This is a genomic window from Ruegeria sp. N10 (genome assembly GCF_056531545.1).
Genome location: NZ_JBQFLY010000007.1, coordinates 108,693 through 126,630, shown reverse-complemented (window position 1 = coordinate 126,630; position 17,938 = coordinate 108,693). Strand labels below are relative to the sequence as shown.

Sequence of the window (17,938 nt, the reverse complement as noted above, 5' to 3'; positions counted from 1 at the left end):
CAGGCTGAAATCAGTCCATGGCTTTGAAGTTGAACTCGCCACCTTCCTTGATGCCGGACGGCCAACGTGCGGTCACTGTTTTAGTGCGGGTGTAGAACTTGAAGCTGTCCGGGCCATGCTGGTTCAGATCACCAAACATGGATTTTTTCCAACCACCAAAAGTGTGATAAGCCAGCGGAACGGGGATCGGAACGTTGATGCCCACCATGCCGATATTGATCCGGCTTGCAAAGTCGCGCGCTGTGTCACCGTCGCGGGTAAAGATCGCTGTGCCGTTGCCGTATTCGTGGTCCATCGCCAGGCCAATCGCCTCTTCGTAGGAACCAGCACGGACGGTCGACAGAACCGGGCCAAAGATCTCTTGTTTGTAGATGTCCATGTCCGGAGTGACATGGTCAAACAGGTGCGGGCCGACAAAGAAACCGTCCTCATAACCTTGCAGGCTGAAGTCGCGGTTATCGACAACCAACTTTGCGCCTTGCTCGACACCCGAATTGATCAGGCCAAGGATACGTTCTTTCGCGGCGGCGGTTACAACAGGGCCCATGTCGACATCGTCACCAGCGGTGTAGGGGCCTACTTTCAGCTTTTCGACGCGTGGGATCAGCTTTTCGATCAGCTTGTCCGCGGTTTCTTCACCAACGGGAACCGCAACAGAGATTGCCATGCAGCGTTCGCCAGCTGCGCCAAACCCGGCACCGACCAGCGCGTCGGCGGCCTGATCCAGATCGGCGTCCGGCATGACGATCATGTGGTTCTTGGCACCACCAAAACACTGCGCGCGTTTGCCGTTTGCTGTGGCGCGGCTATAGATATACTGCGCGATCGGGGTAGACCCCACAAAGCTGACGCCCTGAATGATCTCGCTGTCGAGGATCGTATCAACGGCCTCTTTGTCGCCATTCACGACCTGGAACACGCCTTTGGGCAGACCGGCTTCGACAAACAGTTCGGCCAGCATCAGCGGAACCGAGGGGTCACGCTCGGAAGGTTTCAGAACAACGGCGTTACCGCAGGCCAGTGCAGGACCGACATGCCACAGGGGCATCATCGCAGGGAAGTTGAAGGGCATGATCGACCCCACGACACCTAGTGGTTGGCGCATGGAATACATGTCGATGCCGGGGCCTGCGCTGTCTGTAAACTCACCCTTCAGCATCTGCGGTGCACCGATGCAGTATTCGATCACTTCCAGACCACGCTGCAAGTCGCCCTTGGCATCGGGGATGGTTTTGCCGTGCTCGCGGCTTAGTGCCTCGGCCAGTTTGTCCATGTCGCGGTTCATCAGGCCGACCATTGCCATCATGACACGTGCACGTTTCTGAGGGTTGGTTGCGCCCCATTCCGGCTGGGCAGCGGCTGCGGCCTCAATCGCCGCCGTGGTTTCCGCAGCACTTGCCATCGGGCACTTGTATTGAACCTCGCCCGTTGCCGGGTTGTAGACGTTGTCGAAACGACCGGATGTACCGGCGACCATTTCGCCGTTCAGGAAATGGGTCAGATCTTGCATCAATAACTCCTCCGATAGATTTATGCGCACAATAGGCTTGCAGAAATCCCGCGAACAGAGGCAATGTCTCAAAAGAGTTTTGCAAAAATGCAAAAGGAAGCGGTGTGACTCCAAACTGGGACGATATGCGGATCTTTCTGGCCGTGGCGCGCGAGGAAAGTCTTTCCTCCGCTGGTCGTATCCTGAAAATCGACCCCGCCACCGTGGGGCGACGTGTTGCGCGATTGGAAACGACGCTGGATTCTGCGTTGTTCACCAAGTCGCAGCAGGGCTATGTCCTGACACCGGCAGGGCAGCGCCTGTTGGAGCATGGGTTGCATGCCGAAGAGGCGATGCGCGCAGCGGCCGGAGCCGTGGCAGGATCCACGAAATCACTCAGCGGGCAAATCCGGATCGGCGCGCCAGATGGCAGCGCAAATTACCTGTTGCCCCAGGTCTGCGCCAGGATCAGTGATTCAAATCCGGAACTGGATATTCAGATTCTGGCTCTGCCGAGGGTTATCAACCTGTCCCGTCGCGAGGCCGATATGGCCGTGACCGTCAGCGCGCCAACCGCAGGGCAGCTTTTGGTCAAGAAAGTCAGTGACTACAAACTGCACATGGTCGCGACCGATGAATATTTGAAACGTCACGAACCAATCCACTCGGTCGCTGACCTCAAGGGGCACCGGTTGATCGGTTACATCCCTGACATGATCTTTGACCGCGAACTGGATTACCTGAACGATATTGGGGTTGACCGTGTCGCGCTTGCATCGAACTCGGTCTCGGTGCAATTGCGGCAGGTCAGTTTGGGAACAGGCGTTTGCGTGGCACATGACTTTACGTTGCCGTTCCATCCGGGGCTACGGAAAATCCTGACGGATCAAGTGAGTCTGACACGAAGTTTCTATCTGGTCCGGCATGAAGGAGATCAGCGCAATGAACGGCTGAACCGCTTTGCCGATGCCCTAACGCGCGGCATTCGCGAGGAAGTGCTTCGATTGGAAGCAGATGCCGGTGCTTGACAGGTCGCCACAATCGCGCAACGCTTTGGAATAAGTGTTATTATTCCGGAGGAATTCTTCATGTTGGTACAGGCTATCCTGACGTCCAAAGCGACAAACGGCGTTGTAACGGTGGCGCCAACGGCGACAGTTTCAGAAGCCTCGAAAATTCTTGCGGAAAAGCGGATCGGGACGGTTGTTATTTCGGACGATGGCGGAGAAACCGCTATTGGAATTCTGTCTGAACGCGACATCGTCCGCGAGCTTGCCGCCAGCGGTAGCGGCTGTCTCGACCAGCCTGTAAAATCCTACATGACGCAGGATCTGATCACGACGACGCGTCAGGCCTCAGTTCAGGATATCATGGCCCGCATGACAGAAGGGCGCTTTCGCCATATGCCGGTTGTCGAAGACGGTAAACTGATCGGCATCGTCACACTTGGTGACGTGGTAAAGGCCCAACTGGCCGAACTGGCGATGGAAAAAGACGCTCTGGAAGGCATGATAATGGGGCACTAACAGCAAGGGGTGCCAAAGCAATCACTTGCACCTGCAGCAAAGTTGTGTTTGCTTGCGCAGAAATTTTGTTGCGCAGGAGGGCGCGATGCGGGTTGGTTTGTATCCGGGAACATTTGACCCTATCACCATAGGGCACATCGATATCATTCGCCGGGCGGCGGCATTGGTGGATAAACTGGTCATTGGCGTCGCCATCAACCGGGACAAAGGCCCGTTGTTCTCGCTGGAAGAGCGCGTCGCCATGATCGAGGCCGAATGCGCCGAACTGACCGAACAAACCGGCACGGAAATCATCGCTCATCCCTTCGAAAATCTCTTGATCGATTGCGCAAGGGATGTCGGTGCGCAGATCATTGTACGCGGTTTGCGCGCTGTCGCGGATTTCGAGTATGAATTCCAGATGGTTGGTATGAACCGCGCACTGGACGACTCGATCGAGACTGTCTTTTTGATGGCCGAAGCACGCCATCAGGCGATTGCTTCAAAACTGGTGAAAGAAATTGCCCGCTTGAACGGGGACGTGTCAAAGTTTGTCACGCCCAGTGTCAATGCCGCACTGCGCGAGCGGTTAGGCTAGGGCACCCATCGAGGCGGCCGTATCCAGCATCCGGTTCGAAAAGCCCCATTCGTTGTCATACCAGGCCAGTACGCGAACCAGCGTGCCGTCGGTGACTTTGGTTTCTGCCAGTGACACCGTCGAGCTGTGCGAGTCGTGGTTGAAATCGACCGAGACCAGAGGACGGCTTTCCGCCGCCAGAACACCAGGGATCTTTGCTGCGGCGTCAATGAAAAGTTGATTGACCTCATCTTCGGTCGTTGGGCGCGAAACCTCGGCAACCAGATCAACGACCGAAACGTTCGGGGTGGGTACCCGGATGGCCTGACCGGTCAATTTGCCCTTGAGTTGCGGCAGTACCAGCCCCACGGCGGCGGCGGCACCGGTTGTGGTGGGGATCATCGACAGGGCTGCGGCGCGCGACAGGTAGGGGTCTTTTCCAACCGTGTCATGCACCGGCTGGCTGGCGGTATAGGCGTGAACGGTGGTCATGTTGCCATGTTTGATGCCAAGACCAGCGTCCAAAGCTGCGGCAACCGGAGAAAGACAATTCGTGGTGCAGGATGCGTTCGATACGATCAGATCGTCGGCGGTCAGTTCGTTATCGTTGACACCAAAGACGATGGTTTTCACACCGCCGTCACCCCGTGCAGGGGCTGAGATCAGGACTTTCCGCGATCCGTTCTTGAAGTGACGTTCCGCTGCTTCGCGGGTGCGGAAAACCCCGGTGCATTCCAGAACAACGTCGATATCAGACCAAGGCAGGTCTTCGGGATTACGCTCACTACTCAGGCGGATCGGGCCGCGCCCCACATCCATGCCGGCGTCTGTAAGCGTGACAGGGTTGGGATAACGGCCATGAACACTGTCAAACTCGAATAGATGCGCGTTCATGTTGGGTTTGCCCAAGTCGTTGATCGCGACGATCTCAACGTCTGTACGTCCGCTTTCCATCACCGCGCGCAGAACCCCGCGCCCGATCCGTCCAAATCCGTTGATCGCTAGTTTCAGGGTCATGGTTCGCTCCGTACAAATATCTCAGTTATATGAGTTAGCGCTAACAATTACAGATCAAGAGAAATGTCAAGAAAAACCTCTGTCATCGCCAAAAAGCGAGCCAGTCCAGAAAGTCGTAAAGCTTCTTACCGAGGAACAACATGTGCTCGGTACCATACAAGGCCACGTCCAGCATCATGCCCCCAAGCAATAGGACGCCAAGCCACATAGCAATTTGATTGTTCATGTCGGTTCCGAATGAAAATGCCCGCTCAGATAACCTGAGCGGGCACCAACGTACAAGCGAAGTCCGAAGGGTCAGTTAAGGCGGCCCATGGCGACGGCTACGTCTGCCATGCGAACCGAAAAGCCCCACTCGTTGTCATACCAGGCCAGCACGCGCACCAAGCGATCATTGACGACGCGGGTCTGGTCGGGTGCGAAGATCGAGCTTTCTTCGGTGTGGTTGAAATCGGTTGATACCAGAGGCGCGGGCTCATATCCCAGAACACGCTGCATCGGGCCTTTGGCTGCTTCTTCGACGATAGCGTTGATTTCGGTCACCGAGGTGTCACGCGACGCGCGGAAGGTCAGGTCAACTGCAGAAACATTCGGGGTAGGAACCCGGATGGCAGACCCGTCCAGACGGCCTTTCAGGTTTGGCAGAACTTCACCCAAAGCTTTGGCAGCACCGGTTGAGGTCGGGATCATCGACATTGCGGCAGCGCGGGCGCGATAGAGGTCGCTGTGGCGACGGTCCAGCGTGGGCTGGTCTCCGGTATAGGCGTGAATGGTGGTCATGATGCCATGTTCAATGCCGACACCCTCGTCCAGCACCTTGGCCAGCGGGGCCAGGCAGTTTGTTGTGCAAGAGCCGTTCGACACCATGTTGTCATTTGCGGTCAGGGTGTTGTGGTTCACACCAAAAACGATGGTCTTGTTCACATTTTTGCCGGGGGCGGACAGCAGCACCTTGCCCGCACCGCGATCCAGATGTGTTTTGGCCTTGGTGCCATCATTGAATTTACCGGTGCACTCCAGAACGACGTCACAGCCGTCCCAGTCCAGTTCGTTCATATCGTAGGTCGAAAACATCTGCATTGGGCCACGACCCAGATCCATCGTGTTGCCTTCGATTGAAACTTCGCGCGGGAAACGCCCATGAACGCTGTCATATTTCAGCAGATGCGCAGAGGTTTCCAATGGGCCGGTTGCGTTGACTTTGATCACTTCGATGTCGTTACGCCCCGACGCGGCGATGTGCGACAGGGTGCAGCGGCCAATACGGCCAAAACCATTGATACCGACCTTGATGGTCATGTGACGTCTCCTGATGCGCTTGCGTTGAGGGCCATATAGCGGCGAAATGGGAATCTCAAAAGGGCAAAAACGGCATATTTTTAAGGTGTTAGCGCAAACCTGCGACGGTTGCGCTAACGCTTGCGCTAGCCGTTGGATCAGGTAGGGTCCGGATGCGGCAGCGAACGGGAAAGGAAACGCGATGAGTGGTCTTTTGGCCTTGTTGGACGATGTGGCCGGGATCGCCAAGGTCGCGGCGACATCGGTGGATGATGTCGTGGCAGCGGCAGGCAAGGCAGGGGCCAAGACTGCAGGCGTAATCATTGACGACGCTGCGGTAACACCAAAATACGTTCAGGGCTTTGCCCCGGCGCGCGAATTGCCGATCATCTGGCGTATCGCGCGCGGTTCGGTTTTCAACAAAATCATACTCCTGTTGCCGGTGGCCTTGTTGCTGGCCAATTTCGCCCCGTGGCTGATCACCCCACTGTTGATGCTGGGTGGATCATATTTGTGTTTTGAAGGCGCCGAGAAGATTTTTCACGTCCTGTTTCCTCATGGTAGCCATGTAATTGAAGAGGATATGAAAAACCGGGACCCGGGCCATCTGGAAGAGCAGAAGGTCAAGGGCGCAATCAAGACCGATTTTATTCTGTCTGCCGAGATTATGACCATTGCACTGGCGGCGATCGAAGCCCCGAACCTATGGATGCAGGCCGCGACGCTGGCCGTTGTGGGGATCGGCGTGACGGTGGCCGTCTATGGGTCGGTGGCTCTGATCGTGAAAATGGATGATGTTGGGCTTTATCTGGCGCAGAACGCGCCGACACCTATCGGTCGCGGTCTGGGCCGAGGGTTGGTCAAGGCAATGCCCGGGGTGATGAAAACACTGTCCATTGTCGGAACAGCGGCGATGCTGTGGGTGGGGGGCTCGATCGTCATCCACGGGTTGGAAGTTCTTGGCTTTGGCTGGCTGGCGCATCACATCCATGACTGGGCCTATGCTATTGGGCATACGGTTTCTGAGGAATGGACGAATGTTGTCGAGTGGATCGCCAAAGCAACCATGGACGGTGTTTTTGGCTTGGCATGGGGGTTTGTTCTGATCCCGTTGGCAACCAAGCTGGTTGCCCCGTTGCTTTCAAAGAATACTAAAACACATTGAACCCAAATGAAAAGGGCGGCCAAGGCCGCCCTTTGCTCGATCAGGTGGGACTGATTTACAGCCCCAACAATTCCTTGACCTTTGCGACGGTCGCTTCGGCGGTGATGCCGAAATGCTTGTACAGTTCTCCCGCAGGGGCCGAGGCACCAAAGCTGGACATGCCGATGAACCCGGCTTTGGCTTCGCGGCCACGTTCACCCAGCAACCAACGATCCCAGCCACCAGCGCGAACCGCGGCTTCGATACCAACGCGGACCGGACCCGCCGGAAGGACGCGCTTGCGGTAGGCTTCGTCCTGCTGTGCGAACAGCTCCATGCAGGGCATCGAGACGACGCGGGTGCCGATGCCCTCGGCCTCGAGCATCGCTTTGGCTTCCATGGCCAGCGACACTTCGGAACCTGTGGCGATCAGGATTGCCTGACGCTTACCTTCTGCTTCGGCCAGAACGTAAGCACCTTGTGCGGTCAGGTTCTTGGTCTTGTGCTCGGTACGTACCGTTGGAACACCCTGACGGGTCAGCGACAGGACCGAGGGGCTGTCCTTGAAGGTCAGCGCCAGTTCCCATGCCTCGGCCGTTTCAATGGTGTCAGCCGGGCGGAAGACAAAAGTGTTGGGGGTTGCACGCGAGATCGCCAGATGCTCGACAGGCTGGTGGGTCGGGCCGTCTTCGCCCAGACCGATCGAGTCATGGGTCATCACGAAAACCGAAGGGATCTTCATCAGCGCCGCCAGACGCATGGACGGGCGGGCATAATCGGTGAAGGCCATGAATGTACCGCCATAGGGGCGGATACCACCATGCAGCGCCATGCCGTTCATCGCCGCCGCCATGCCGTGTTCACGGATACCATAATGGATATAGCGACCCTTGCGGTTTTCCGGAAGGAACACGCCCATATCGGCCGATTTTGTGTTATTTGACCCGGTCAGGTCCGCCGAACCGCCAACGGTTTCGGTCATGATCGGGTTTACAACGTTCAGGACCTTCTCCGACGACGAACGGGTGGCCAGTTTCGGCTGGTCTTCGGACATCTGCTTTTTGAAGGCGCGAATGGCTCCGGCCAGACGCTTGGGGGCCTCGAATGCATATGCGCGGGTGAACTCAGCCTGCTTACGCTCGGACAGTTGTGCGAAACGCTCTTCCCATTCCGAACGCTCGGCAGCGCCACGCGCACCGATAGCTTCCCATGCGGATTTGACACTGGCAGGCACGTCAAACGCGTCATGCGCCCAGCCATAAGCCTTCTTGGCGGCCTTCAGCTGATCCGCATCGGTCAGCGCACCGTGCCCCTTTGACGTGTCCTGCGCCGCGTGGCCCAGAGCAATGTGGGTTTTACACGCGATCATTGTCGGCTTGTTCGACTTCTTCGCCTGAACGATGGCCGCGTCGATGGCCTTGGGGTCATGACCGTCGATTTCAATCACATGCCAGCCCGAGGCCGCAAAGCGGCGAACCTGATCGGTGCGGTCGGCGATGTCGACGGTGCCGTCGATGGTGATGTTGTTGTTGTCCCAGAAGACGATCAGCTTGCTCAGCTCGTGACGACCGGCCAGGGTGATTGCCTCCTGGCTTACGCCTTCCATAATGCAGCCGTCGCCCGCGATGACATAGGTATAGTGGTCAACAACCTTCTTGCCATAATGTGCGCGCTGGATTTCCTCGGCCATCGCAAAGCCCACGGCGTTCGAGATACCCTGACCCAGCGGTCCGGTCGTGGTTTCAACACCGGCGACCAGAAAGTTTTCTGGGTGGCCTGCGGTTTTTGCGCCCAGCTGGCGGAAATTCTTGATCTCCTCCAGCGTTACATCTGCATATCCGGTGAGGTACAGCAACGAATAGACTAGCATCGAACCATGGCCTGCGGACAGGATGAAGCGGTCACGATCCGGCCAGTTCGGGGCCGAGGCGTCAAACTTCAGATGCTTTTCGAACAGGACAGTCGCGACATCCGCCATGCCCATGGGCATACCGGAATGTCCGGAGTTTGCAGCGGCGACGGCATCAAGGGTCAATGTGCGGATGGCCGCAGCTTTGTCCCAGTGTTCGGGGTTGGCATTGCGCAGCGCAGTCAGGTCCACGGGCGTTGTTCCTTTGGATAAAAAGCAGATTGCGGGCTCAATACCACTCAGCACTCAAAGTGCAAGCAGAACCGGGGTTTATCCGCTTGGATTGCGTGAACTGCGTGGTCCAAGTGGTTGAAAGCAAACAGTGGGTATTTTCTGTCGCATTCCGTTAGACTGGCGGCAGGCGGGATTCGATTTTGATTCGGATCGCTTCGCAACAGAATGAACCTTGATAAAGAGGTGACAGGGGCATGAGCCAACTTGAGGAATTACAGCACCGCATTATTGCGGCGATGGACCGTATCGGAGCGGGCGTCGACGCATTGGGCGGCGCGTCCGTGGATGCCCGGCCGGATGACGGCCTCCAGGCAGCGCTTGAAGATGAAAAAGTTGCGAACGCGCAGCTTCAGGAACGTCTGAGAACCCTAAAGGAACAGCACGAACAGGAAGTGGATGGGCTGAGAGCCGATCTTGAGGAGTTGCGAACCGCTCCGGCCAATACAGCCGAAACAGACGCTCTGCGATCCGAGCTGGAAGAAGCCCGTGCGAAAATCGCGACGGTCGAAGCCGCGCGCGCTGAATTGGCCGAAGCCAAGGCCGCATTGGACAACAGCACCGAGCTGGAGGCGCTGAAAGCGGAAAACAGCCGTCTAAAGGACGAACTGTCAGATACAGTCCGCGTCGACGACCTGAGCGCCGAGCTTGAGATGCTGCGCGCTGAACGGACCAGTCACGGCGCTGCAATGTCGCGACTGGACGACGATCTGCAACGGATGCGCAAGGCAAACGAGCAGTTGCGCACTGCGATAGAGGAATTGCGCGCCGCCGCCGCCGAAGGTGTCGCAGATGCCGAGCTGCTGAACCGGGCCACCGTCGCGGAACTGGAAGCAACGCGCGCAGCACAGGCGTCAGACGCCGCCGAAGCGCAGGCAGTTCTTGCAAGGTTGGAACCTTTGCTGTCGCAGGCGAAACTTGTTGAAGGTGAGGTAGAGTGATGCCCGAAGTGACCATTCATATCGGCGGGCGCGGTTTTGAGGTATCCTGCCGGGACGGGGAAGAGCCCTTTCTGCACGCTGCCGCCAAAGTGTTGGACGACGAGGCACAGGTGCTGTCCGATCAGATCGGTCGTATGCCGGAATCCCGCATGTTGCTGATGGCCGGCTTGATGCTGGCCGACAAGACTGCGGCAACAGAGGACAAGGTCAAATCGCTCGAAGGGAAACTGGCCGAAGCCGAAGCCGAGCTTCAGGCGCTGCGAAGCGCCCCGGCGCCCGAACCTGAGCGCATCGAAGTGGCTGTGGTTCCGCCATCTGTTACAGATACGCTGGCCGAACTGGCCGCACGAGCCGAAGCGCTGGCCGCAGTAGTTGAGGAGAAAAAGGCACGATGAAGGTCCTGCGCAAATTCATCTGTGTTGCGGCGCTGGTCATGCCCGCAACAACGGCACTGGCCGAAATCGATATTCTGTCTGTCACCTTCACCTGCGAAAACGGAATACCGCTGCCTGTTACCTATTTCAACGCACCGGATAGTACAGGGGCCGCGGCAACCTTGGTGGACAATTCTCTGGTTGTTATGCGTCAGGTCGAAAGCGGTTCAGGTATCCGCTACGAATCCTTTGGTGAAAGTGGAACCTACATCCTGCGCTCGAAAGGGTGGGACGCGTCGGTTAGCTATTTGGCGGCGGGCGCCGCCAATGAGCAGGAGATCTATCGGGGTTGTTCCAGCCGGTAGGCCGGATTACGCGTTTGCTTCGCGGATTTTGTCGGCTGCTTCCTTGTTGTAGCCGACATTATTTTCGTCGAACAACGCATCCAGTTCACCCGACAAGGTCATCTCGGTGATGATATCGCAACCGCCAACAAACTCGCCTTTGACATAAAGCTGGGGCACAGTTGGCCAGTCGGAATAATCCTTGATCCCCTGACGCACTTCTTCGTCGGCCAGAACGTTCACATCCGTGTATTCGACGCCCATATAGTTCAGCACGCCAGCCACGCGCGAGGAGAACCCGCATTGCGGCATTTCCTTGGTGCCTTTCATATACAGCACCACATCGTTGGCTTTGACGGTTTCGTCGATCCGGGTCTTAACGTCGGTCATCTTGTTTTCCCTTTTCATCCGCATCTGCGGGGATTGTTCCATCACTGGGCAAACTGAGTGCCCATCCTTCCGTTTCAAGCTGCCGGTGTTCAGCCTGCGCCATTTTCACCGGATCAAGCCCATATCTCTCAAGGCCGCCCATTTTGCTGAGTTCACCCGGATCCGGACGCATATCGGACAGTTTTCTTTTTCGGTTGCGTTTGACATAGGCTTCGATCAGCGCGGCGGCAACTATCAATGCTGCAAATAAACCTATCCAGAACAACAAGCCATTCATAATTGGGCACTCTCAACCTTTGCGCTGTGTGAGTTTTCGCCGTCTCATATTCCTTGTGACGCGCCAATATCTGGGCCCATATTTCAGTAGCTTCGGTAGATCACAAAACAGGATCGCCAAGGAGCTGATAACGTCTAAGAACAGAAAGGTTAGTCTCAGTAGAGCCCATCCTATCGGTTCGTCTGCTATTCAGGCACTTTCGTGGTCAATGCCAGTGCGTGCAGCTCTCCATCCGGGCCATCCATCTTGCCCTTCAGGGCCGCATAGACGGCGCGCTGTTGTTGAACTCGGTTTTTGCCGCGAAAGCTTTCGTCCACCACCATGGCGGACATATGAACACCGTCGTTGCCGCCAACCTGAATGACCGCATCAGGAAAGGCTTCTCGCAGCAGGTGTTCTATTTGATGGGCGCTCATCGGCATGTAGGTAACTCCTGAAGGTCTTTCCAAAGATGTAGAGCGCTTGAACCTGGCGCGCAAGGGCACATGAATGTGCCAAAACGACGAAACCTGCGCTTATTCAGGGCGCAGGTTTCGAGCGATATTTAAACAGCCTGATCAGGCGACGGCGTCGGCAAAGCTGTTGCGGAAAACGGCCGTCAGGTCTTCTAACGAGGCCTCCGAGCCGCCGATCCTGACGGTATCGCCAGTAAACCGACCTACCGAGACCAGCGGTACACCTGCCTGACCCGCCGCGATCATCAACGCCTCGGCCTGATCAAAGTTGCAAGCGACCAGATACCGCGCCTGATCTTCCCCGAACAGAAACTCCGTCGGTGCATCATCCAGACACACGCCAACTCCGGCTGCCTCGGCAAGTTCGAAGGCCGCCAGCGCAAGGCCGCCATCACTCAGGTCTGTGCAGGCCTTGATCATTCCACGATTGGCGCGAATGAAATCACCGTTGCGTTTTTCAGCGTCCAGATTCACATGCGGCGCGTCGCCATCTTCTCGGTTGAAGACTTCGGCCAAAAGGGCTGACTGACCCAGATGGCCTTTGGTTTCGCCGATCACCAAAGCCACGTGACCCTCGCGCACCTCGTTGCCGATGATTTCATCGCTGTGGTTCAGCAGCCCAACAGCGCCGATTGTTGGGGTGGGCAGGATCGCCTGACCGTCGGTTTCATTATACAGCGACACGTTGCCGGACACGATCGGCATATCCAGCGCGCCGACTGCGGCGCCGATGCCCTGAACGGCGCCAACAAACTGGCCCATGATTTCGGGCTTTTCCGGGTTGCCGAAGTTCAGGTTGTCGGTGGTAGCCAACGGTTTCGCCCCAACAGCCGTCAGGTTACGGTAGGCTTCGGCCACCGCCTGTTTGCCGCCTTCAACCGGGTTGGCGCGGACGTAGCGCGGGGTCACGTCAGAGGTGAACGCCAGCACCTTGTCGGTGCCGTGAACACGCACCATACCCGCACCCAGGCCCGGTGTCCGGTTTGTATCCGCCATCACCATCGTGTCGTACTGCTCATAAACCCACTGCTTGCCCGCGTAGTTGGGCGACGACAGCAGGGCACGCAGGCCGTCAATCGGGTCGATCTGAGGCACTTCGGCAAGGTCTTCGGCTTCGGGCGTCGGCACCCAAGGGCGATCATATTCGGGCGCGGTCGAAGACAGTTTGGACAGGACGAGATCGGCCTTGACCTCACCGTTATGCATGATCAGGAAGCGATCCTCGGCAATCGTTTCACCGACGATGGCAAAGTCCAGGTCCCATTTCTCGAACACGGCGCGGGCTTCGGCCTCAAGCTCGGGCTTGAGAACCATCAGCATGCGTTCCTGAGATTCGGACAGCATCATCTCATAGGCTGTCATATTCTCTTCGCGCTGGGGGACGTTTTCCAGATCCAGGCGCACGCCCAGACCACCCTTGTCGCCCATCTCAACGGCGGAACAGGTCAGGCCCGCAGCACCCATGTCTTGAATCGAGATCACGGCGCCGGTCTGCATCAGCTCCAGTGTTGCTTCCATCAGGCGCTTTTCGGTGAAGGGATCACCCACCTGAACAGTGGGGCGTTTTTCCTCGATGGTGTCGTCAAATTCGGCCGAGGCCATCGTTGCGCCACCAACACCGTCGCGACCAGTTTTTGCACCAAGATAGACCACCGGCATGCCCACGCCCGACGCGGCAGAGTAGAAGATCTTGTCACTGTCGGCCAAACCGGCGGCAAAGGCGTTCACAAGGCAATTGCCGTTGTAAGCGGGGTGAAAGCGGACCTCGCCCCCAACGCAGGGAACACCGAAACAGTTGCCATAGCCGCCAATACCTTCAACCACGCCGTTGACCAGCTGGCGGGTTTTGTGGTGGCCGGGTTCACCGAAGGACAGCGCGTTCATCGAAGCGATTGGGCGCGCGCCCATGGTGAACACGTCCCGAAGGATGCCGCCGACACCCGTTGCCGCACCTTGGTAGGGTTCGATGTAGGACGGGTGATTGTGGCTTTCCATCTTGAAAACCACGGCCTGACCGTCGCCGATATCCACGACACCGGCATTCTCGCCCGGGCCGCAAATGACCTGAGGCCCCGAGGTTGGAAGAGTGCGCAACCATTTCTTCGACGACTTGTAAGAACAATGTTCGTTCCACATCGCCGAGAAAATACCAAGCTCGGTAAAGGTCGGTTCACGCCCGATGATCTCGAGGATCATGTCATATTCCTCGGGCTTGAGCCCATGTGCTGCAATCAGATCGGGTGTGATAGCGGGCTCTTGCATCTTCTGTCCTGTGTCCAAGTGGGCCGAGATTGCGCGCCTTGTAGGGCAAGCGCGCGCGTGTGGAAAGGGTCAAGACGGCGCAGGTCGCGTCTTTCAAAGAAAAACGGAACCGGCATCACGGCCGGTTCCGATAAACCGCACAGCAGTCCTGCTGCAAATCGCGGACGTAAACCGCGAAGATTACGCCGATCCCTTGTCCTTGTTGACCTCGGCAGCAGCTGCGGCGCCAACAGCAGTCTTCTGTTCGGGCGTCAGATGCTCGACCTCTTCCAGCCCGGGAATTGCAACGCGCACCTCGCGGCGGGCAAAGTCAATGCCGTTGGCCTTGAACTCGGCCTTGACCTTGTTAAAGATCTCCTTGCGCAAGGTGAACTGCTTGCCGGGCTTTGCCATGAATTTACCGCGAATGATCATGCCGACATCGTCGAAGTCGAACACGCCCTGAGATTTGAACGGTTGCAGAAAGCCTTCTTTGTGGGTTTCGTCCTCCATCATCTCGGCCCCGATCTTCTTGAAGATTTTCTTGACCTTGTTCGGGTCGGTATCGAAGGGCACGGTGAATTTCAGCTTCATGATCACCCAGTCACGGCTATAATTCGTAAGCTTCTGGATTTCACCATAAGGGATTGTGTGCACAGGCCCCCTGTGATGGCGCAGTTGCATTGAACGGATCGAGATTTTTTCGACCGTTCCTGTGGTTCCGCCCACATCGACATATTCGCCGACGCGGAAGGCATCATCGATCAGGAAGAAAACACCACCGACGATATCCGCCACCAGTTTCTGAGCACCAAAGCCGATGGCCAGACCCAGAACACCGGCACCGGCCAGAAGCGGTGTGATGTTGATACCCAGCGCACCCAGGGCCAGCAGACCGAAGATAACCGAGATGGTGATCTGGGCCGTAATCCGCATCAGCGGCAGAACCGTCGCCAGACGAGAGCCCCCGGCACCGCCGCCTTCACCGCTTGCTTCCTCGTCGACCGCTTCAGCCGCGGTCTGCTCTTTGGCCAGCCTGCGGTTGATCCATAGTGAGACGACCTCGTTCAGGATGTAGCCGACTGCGATGATCAGAAGGAATTCAATGACAGCGCCGCCAACTTCGGCACTGACACCGGCCGAGGCGACATTGCGTAGGTCAAGATGCCAGGTGCGGGCGATCATGAAGACAATGATCAGCCCGGCAATGACCCGCCCAATCCGGATGTAGCTGCGCTTGGCCGCGCGATGAGCGCGTTCGGCCAGCGGGCCTTCGCCAGACATCGGCGGCTGCAAATGGCGTACCAGCCCGCGGATCAACGTGTCGAGAGCAGGGGCAATCAGCAACCAGAACATTGTTGTGAAATGCGCACCACGACCCAACAATCTCAGCGTCGATGGATCGCGTTGCGCGACCAGGAATTCGACCAGCAGCCAGATTGTCACCGAAACGCCAATGGCGAAGTAGGGATAATAATGCGCAACTTCTTCATCGAATTTCGTGTGATCCGGATCTGTTCCCAGCATCATCTGAGACAGCCCTTCGCGCGCGGTCCATGCGATGATAGCGATATAGACATGGGTTGCCGCGTTCAGCCAGAAGCCAATGCGTGTATCGTCGCCTGTCACGCCATTAAGAGCGTTGAAGCGCACAACAAACAGCGTGAACCCGATCAGGATCAACAGCCCGATCAGATTGCGATGCAGATACTTTGCCCAATGATCGTCAATACTCACCAACCGATATTTGGGCTTCTCCGGTGCCAGAACAAAACGTGAGGCCGCAGCCCCCAGGCGCGGGATCCAGATCAGATAGAACACAAACGGACCGGCATAGGTGATCTGTTCGGGTGTCAGAATCCCGCGACCAATCGCGCGAATGACGACATAGAACACGATCAGCCCGGCAATTTCGCGACAGAACCTGCGGAACAGATAACTGACAGCTCCCTTGAGATCAGCCTCCTCCCCAACTTCGGTCGCTTCATGCCAGCGACGGGTCAGGAAAATGAACAGCTTCTCGGCTATTAAACCAGCAATCAACACAGAAAGAATAAGCCCAAACAGGGTAAAGACACCGTTCGTTCCAAACGTGTCGCTGAAATTGCCAAACGCAGTTATCTGTGCTGTGACGATATTTGGAAGCGTGGTCAGAACGTGTGTCCAGGACGACACCATCTCGGCCCATATTTCGCTTATTTCGGTTAGCGGGTCTTCCACGTTCGCCTTCTCGGCAGCCTGTTTTTCGGCAACCGCATCTAGGCGTTCCAAAAGAATTGCGCGCACCTGATCATCTGACATGCGGGCAACAAGACCGTCGACCTGTTCAGGCGTCAAATCGTCTGGAATGGTCACTGTGGATGTTGAGCCGGTGTCTTGCGCATATAGCGGAACCGCCAAAAATAGAGCGGAGACAATCGCCAACACAAGGCGGAATGGGTGGAACATGGATTTTCCCTCGAACACGAAATTGTTTCGTTTTTTTGGGATCATATGCTTATGCGTGTATTTTTCCCAGAGCTTTCGCTGACTTGATGCAACACCTTGAGCAAAAAAAAGGCCGAGCAATAAGCTCGGCCATAGTCCAACAGGGAGGTATGAAGATGATGAGCGTTTCAGCATCACCGTCTTCGAGTGCTCATTTAGGGGTCAGTTTGTGAACGTTCAAGGAAATTAACCCTGAAATGACCTCATGCCCGCTATGCTGTGTGTGCATAGCTATAGTTTCCCCATCTTTTTCAGCTGTTTGCGCTGTGCGATAATCTCGTCCTGCACAAAGTCACGGAACGCCCCGACACGTTTTGAATGTCGAAGTTCTTCGGGATAGGCCAGATACACCGGCACGTCAGCGGTTTCGATATCCGACAGAACCGGCACAAGATGCGGGAAATCCTGTGTGACGTAATCTGGCAGAACCCCAATCCCGAGATTGTGCAACACACCTTGAAGAACGCCAAAGTAGTTGTTCACCGTCAACAGCGAAGCAGGATTGTAGGTCATAAGATGGCGTACCATGGCCGCACTGGCACCTACTTGGGGTGCCGCGGGTGTCTGACAGATCAGCCGGTGATTTTGGATATCCTCCAGTGATTTCAGCATTCCACCATGGGCTTCGATATAGTTTTGCGTAGCGTAAAGCGCCATCTGAACCGTCATCAGGCGTTTGCGCACCAGATCTGCCTGACTGGGTTCCTTCATGCGAATGGCGACATCCGCTTCTCGCATGGGGAGGTCCAGAACACGTTCTTCCAGCATCAGGTCGATGTTGAGATCAGGGAATTGTTCATAAAGCTTGGGCAGGCGCGGGGCGAGCCAAAGCGTGCCAAATCCAAAGGTCGTCGTGACCCGAAGAACGCCAAAAACCTCTTCCTCGCTGTCGCGAATGCGCGCGGCTGCTGCGTCCAGCCGTTTTGACATGGCGGATGTGGCGTCGAACAACAGTTCACCCTGCTCGGTGAGAATCAACCCCCGGGCGTGACGGTGAAAAAGGGTGGCATCCAATGACTCTTCCAGCGCGCGGATCTGTCTGCTCACTGCGGATTGAGACAAATTGAGCTTGTCCCCGGCATGTGTGAGGCTGCCCGCATCGGCCACCGCGTGAAATATTCTAAGCTTGTCCCAATCCATCGCCGCAACTTTCGTTATCTTTTCGAACGCCTATATGAAACAGGTAACAAGTTCTACAATCAAAGGCCGAAATCGTTACGGTTCAGTGCATAAAACCTATACAGGTCAGAAATTATGACCTAAAATGCGCTGAGTACAT

18 protein-coding genes are annotated in these 17,938 nt (G+C 56.6%); 7 read left to right on the top strand and 11 right to left on the bottom strand.

What is annotated here, in order from left to right; all coding sequences use genetic code 11:
• Positions 1-10: 10 nt before the first annotated feature.
• On the bottom strand, positions 11-1,510 hold the full coding sequence (locus ACR0JI_RS11735) for a CoA-acylating methylmalonate-semialdehyde dehydrogenase (RefSeq protein ID WP_209596112.1): 1,500 nt from the start codon (positions 1,508-1,510) through the stop codon (positions 11-13).
• A 125-nt stretch (positions 1,511-1,635) separates the two neighbouring features.
• On the opposite strand from ACR0JI_RS11735, the gene ACR0JI_RS11730 reads away from it, so the two are divergent.
• From ACR0JI_RS11730 to coaD, 3 genes are all read left to right on the top strand, one after another.
• On the top strand, positions 1,636-2,517 hold the full coding sequence (locus ACR0JI_RS11730; protein WP_480476727.1) for a LysR family transcriptional regulator: 882 nt from the start codon (positions 1,636-1,638) through the stop codon (positions 2,515-2,517).
• A 60-nt stretch (positions 2,518-2,577) separates the two neighbouring features.
• The gene (locus ACR0JI_RS11725) at positions 2,578-3,015 is read left to right on the top strand and encodes a CBS domain-containing protein (protein WP_480472559.1); all 438 of its coding nucleotides are present in this window, start codon (positions 2,578-2,580) and stop codon (positions 3,013-3,015) included.
• 85 nt (positions 3,016-3,100) lie between these two features.
• Entirely contained in the window at positions 3,101-3,592 is a 492-nt protein-coding gene (coaD, locus tag ACR0JI_RS11720) for a pantetheine-phosphate adenylyltransferase (protein WP_480493272.1), read from the top strand.
• Here coaD and gap (ACR0JI_RS11715) read toward each other — a convergent pair.
• The 3 genes from gap (ACR0JI_RS11715) to gap (ACR0JI_RS11705) form a co-directional block, all read right to left on the bottom strand.
• Entirely contained in the window at positions 3,584-4,588 is a 1,005-nt protein-coding gene (gap, locus tag ACR0JI_RS11715; protein WP_480493270.1) for a type I glyceraldehyde-3-phosphate dehydrogenase, read from the bottom strand. The genes coaD and gap (ACR0JI_RS11715) overlap by 9 nt on opposite strands.
• A gap of 82 nt (positions 4,589-4,670) precedes the next feature.
• Entirely contained in the window at positions 4,671-4,814 is a 144-nt protein-coding gene (locus tag ACR0JI_RS11710) for a hypothetical protein (protein ID WP_480493268.1), read from the bottom strand.
• A 71-nt stretch (positions 4,815-4,885) separates the two neighbouring features.
• Positions 4,886-5,887, bottom strand: coding sequence for a type I glyceraldehyde-3-phosphate dehydrogenase (gene gap / locus ACR0JI_RS11705; protein ID WP_480493266.1), 1,002 nt, complete (start codon positions 5,885-5,887; stop codon positions 4,886-4,888).
• A gap of 181 nt (positions 5,888-6,068) precedes the next feature.
• On the opposite strand from gap (ACR0JI_RS11705), the gene ACR0JI_RS11700 reads away from it, so the two are divergent.
• Positions 6,069-7,031 (top strand): DUF808 domain-containing protein, encoded by a 963-nt coding sequence (locus ACR0JI_RS11700; protein ID WP_480472567.1) that lies wholly within the window; start codon positions 6,069-6,071, stop codon positions 7,029-7,031.
• A gap of 55 nt (positions 7,032-7,086) precedes the next feature.
• On the opposite strand, the gene tkt is transcribed toward ACR0JI_RS11700, so the two are convergent.
• A complete protein-coding gene (tkt, locus tag ACR0JI_RS11695) occupies positions 7,087-9,111 on the bottom strand; it encodes a transketolase (protein ID WP_480493264.1) in 2,025 nt (674 codons plus the stop codon).
• A gap of 236 nt (positions 9,112-9,347) precedes the next feature.
• Between tkt and ACR0JI_RS11690 the strand changes: the two genes are divergently transcribed.
• The 3 genes from ACR0JI_RS11690 to ACR0JI_RS11680 are packed head-to-tail and all read left to right on the top strand — an operon-like array spanning position 9,348 to position 10,830.
• A complete protein-coding gene (locus tag ACR0JI_RS11690; RefSeq protein WP_480493263.1) occupies positions 9,348-10,091 on the top strand; it encodes a hypothetical protein in 744 nt (247 codons plus the stop codon).
• A complete protein-coding gene (locus ACR0JI_RS11685) occupies positions 10,091-10,486 on the top strand; it encodes a cell division protein ZapA (RefSeq protein WP_480472573.1) in 396 nt (131 codons plus the stop codon). The genes ACR0JI_RS11690 and ACR0JI_RS11685 overlap by 1 nt, the downstream gene beginning before the upstream one ends.
• A complete protein-coding gene (locus ACR0JI_RS11680; protein WP_480472575.1) occupies positions 10,483-10,830 on the top strand; it encodes an MliC family protein in 348 nt (115 codons plus the stop codon). The genes ACR0JI_RS11685 and ACR0JI_RS11680 overlap by 4 nt, the downstream gene beginning before the upstream one ends.
• Before the next feature lie 6 nt (positions 10,831-10,836).
• On the opposite strand, the gene grxD is transcribed toward ACR0JI_RS11680, so the two are convergent.
• The 6 genes from grxD to ACR0JI_RS11650 all read right to left on the bottom strand — a co-directional run bounded on the left by grxD (position 10,837) and on the right by ACR0JI_RS11650 (position 17,799).
• A complete protein-coding gene (gene grxD, locus ACR0JI_RS11675; protein ID WP_480472577.1) occupies positions 10,837-11,199 on the bottom strand; it encodes a Grx4 family monothiol glutaredoxin in 363 nt (120 codons plus the stop codon).
• The gene (locus tag ACR0JI_RS11670) at positions 11,186-11,476 is read right to left on the bottom strand and encodes a hypothetical protein (RefSeq protein ID WP_480493261.1); all 291 of its coding nucleotides are present in this window, start codon (positions 11,474-11,476) and stop codon (positions 11,186-11,188) included. Before ACR0JI_RS11670 ends, grxD begins: the two co-directional genes overlap by 14 nt.
• Before the next feature lie 185 nt (positions 11,477-11,661).
• Complete coding sequence (locus ACR0JI_RS11665) at positions 11,662-11,898, bottom strand: BolA/IbaG family iron-sulfur metabolism protein (RefSeq protein ID WP_480472581.1); 237 nt, start codon at positions 11,896-11,898, stop codon at positions 11,662-11,664.
• Between the two features lie 135 nt (positions 11,899-12,033).
• A complete protein-coding gene (gene purL, locus ACR0JI_RS11660; protein WP_480493260.1) occupies positions 12,034-14,193 on the bottom strand; it encodes a phosphoribosylformylglycinamidine synthase subunit PurL in 2,160 nt (719 codons plus the stop codon).
• Between the two features lie 180 nt (positions 14,194-14,373).
• Positions 14,374-16,620 (bottom strand): mechanosensitive ion channel family protein, encoded by a 2,247-nt coding sequence (locus tag ACR0JI_RS11655; protein WP_480472585.1) that lies wholly within the window; start codon positions 16,618-16,620, stop codon positions 14,374-14,376.
• A gap of 270 nt (positions 16,621-16,890) precedes the next feature.
• Positions 16,891-17,799: a LysR family transcriptional regulator gene (locus ACR0JI_RS11650; protein WP_480472587.1), complete on the bottom strand. Its 909-nt coding sequence runs from the start codon at positions 17,797-17,799 to the stop codon at positions 16,891-16,893.
• Positions 17,800-17,938: the final 139 nt, after the last annotated feature.

Coding starts and splice junctions, on each gene's coding strand:
- ACR0JI_RS11735 (WP_209596112.1), bottom strand. CDS start 1,510: ATGCAAGATCTGACCCATTTCCTGAACGGCGAAATGGTCGCCGGTACA.
- ACR0JI_RS11710 (WP_480493268.1), bottom strand. CDS start 4,814: ATGAACAATCAAATTGCTATGTGGCTTGGCGTCCTATTGCTTGGGGGC.
- coaD (WP_480493272.1), top strand. CDS start 3,101: ATGCGGGTTGGTTTGTATCCGGGAACATTTGACCCTATCACCATAGGG.
- ACR0JI_RS11655 (WP_480472585.1), bottom strand. CDS start 16,620: ATGTTCCACCCATTCCGCCTTGTGTTGGCGATTGTCTCCGCTCTATTT.
- ACR0JI_RS11725 (WP_480472559.1), top strand. CDS start 2,578: ATGTTGGTACAGGCTATCCTGACGTCCAAAGCGACAAACGGCGTTGTA.
- gap (WP_480493270.1), bottom strand. CDS start 4,588: ATGACCCTGAAACTAGCGATCAACGGATTTGGACGGATCGGGCGCGGG.
- ACR0JI_RS11680 (WP_480472575.1), top strand. CDS start 10,483: ATGAAGGTCCTGCGCAAATTCATCTGTGTTGCGGCGCTGGTCATGCCC.
- ACR0JI_RS11690 (WP_480493263.1), top strand. CDS start 9,348: ATGAGCCAACTTGAGGAATTACAGCACCGCATTATTGCGGCGATGGAC.
- grxD (WP_480472577.1), bottom strand. CDS start 11,199: ATGACCGACGTTAAGACCCGGATCGACGAAACCGTCAAAGCCAACGAT.
- gap (WP_480493266.1), bottom strand. CDS start 5,887: ATGACCATCAAGGTCGGTATCAATGGTTTTGGCCGTATTGGCCGCTGC.
- ACR0JI_RS11650 (WP_480472587.1), bottom strand. CDS start 17,799: ATGGATTGGGACAAGCTTAGAATATTTCACGCGGTGGCCGATGCGGGC.
- ACR0JI_RS11730 (WP_480476727.1), top strand. CDS start 1,636: ATGCGGATCTTTCTGGCCGTGGCGCGCGAGGAAAGTCTTTCCTCCGCT.
- ACR0JI_RS11700 (WP_480472567.1), top strand. CDS start 6,069: ATGAGTGGTCTTTTGGCCTTGTTGGACGATGTGGCCGGGATCGCCAAG.
- ACR0JI_RS11665 (WP_480472581.1), bottom strand. CDS start 11,898: ATGCCGATGAGCGCCCATCAAATAGAACACCTGCTGCGAGAAGCCTTT.
- ACR0JI_RS11685 (WP_480472573.1), top strand. CDS start 10,091: ATGCCCGAAGTGACCATTCATATCGGCGGGCGCGGTTTTGAGGTATCC.
- ACR0JI_RS11670 (WP_480493261.1), bottom strand. CDS start 11,476: ATGAATGGCTTGTTGTTCTGGATAGGTTTATTTGCAGCATTGATAGTT.
- purL (WP_480493260.1), bottom strand. CDS start 14,193: ATGCAAGAGCCCGCTATCACACCCGATCTGATTGCAGCACATGGGCTC.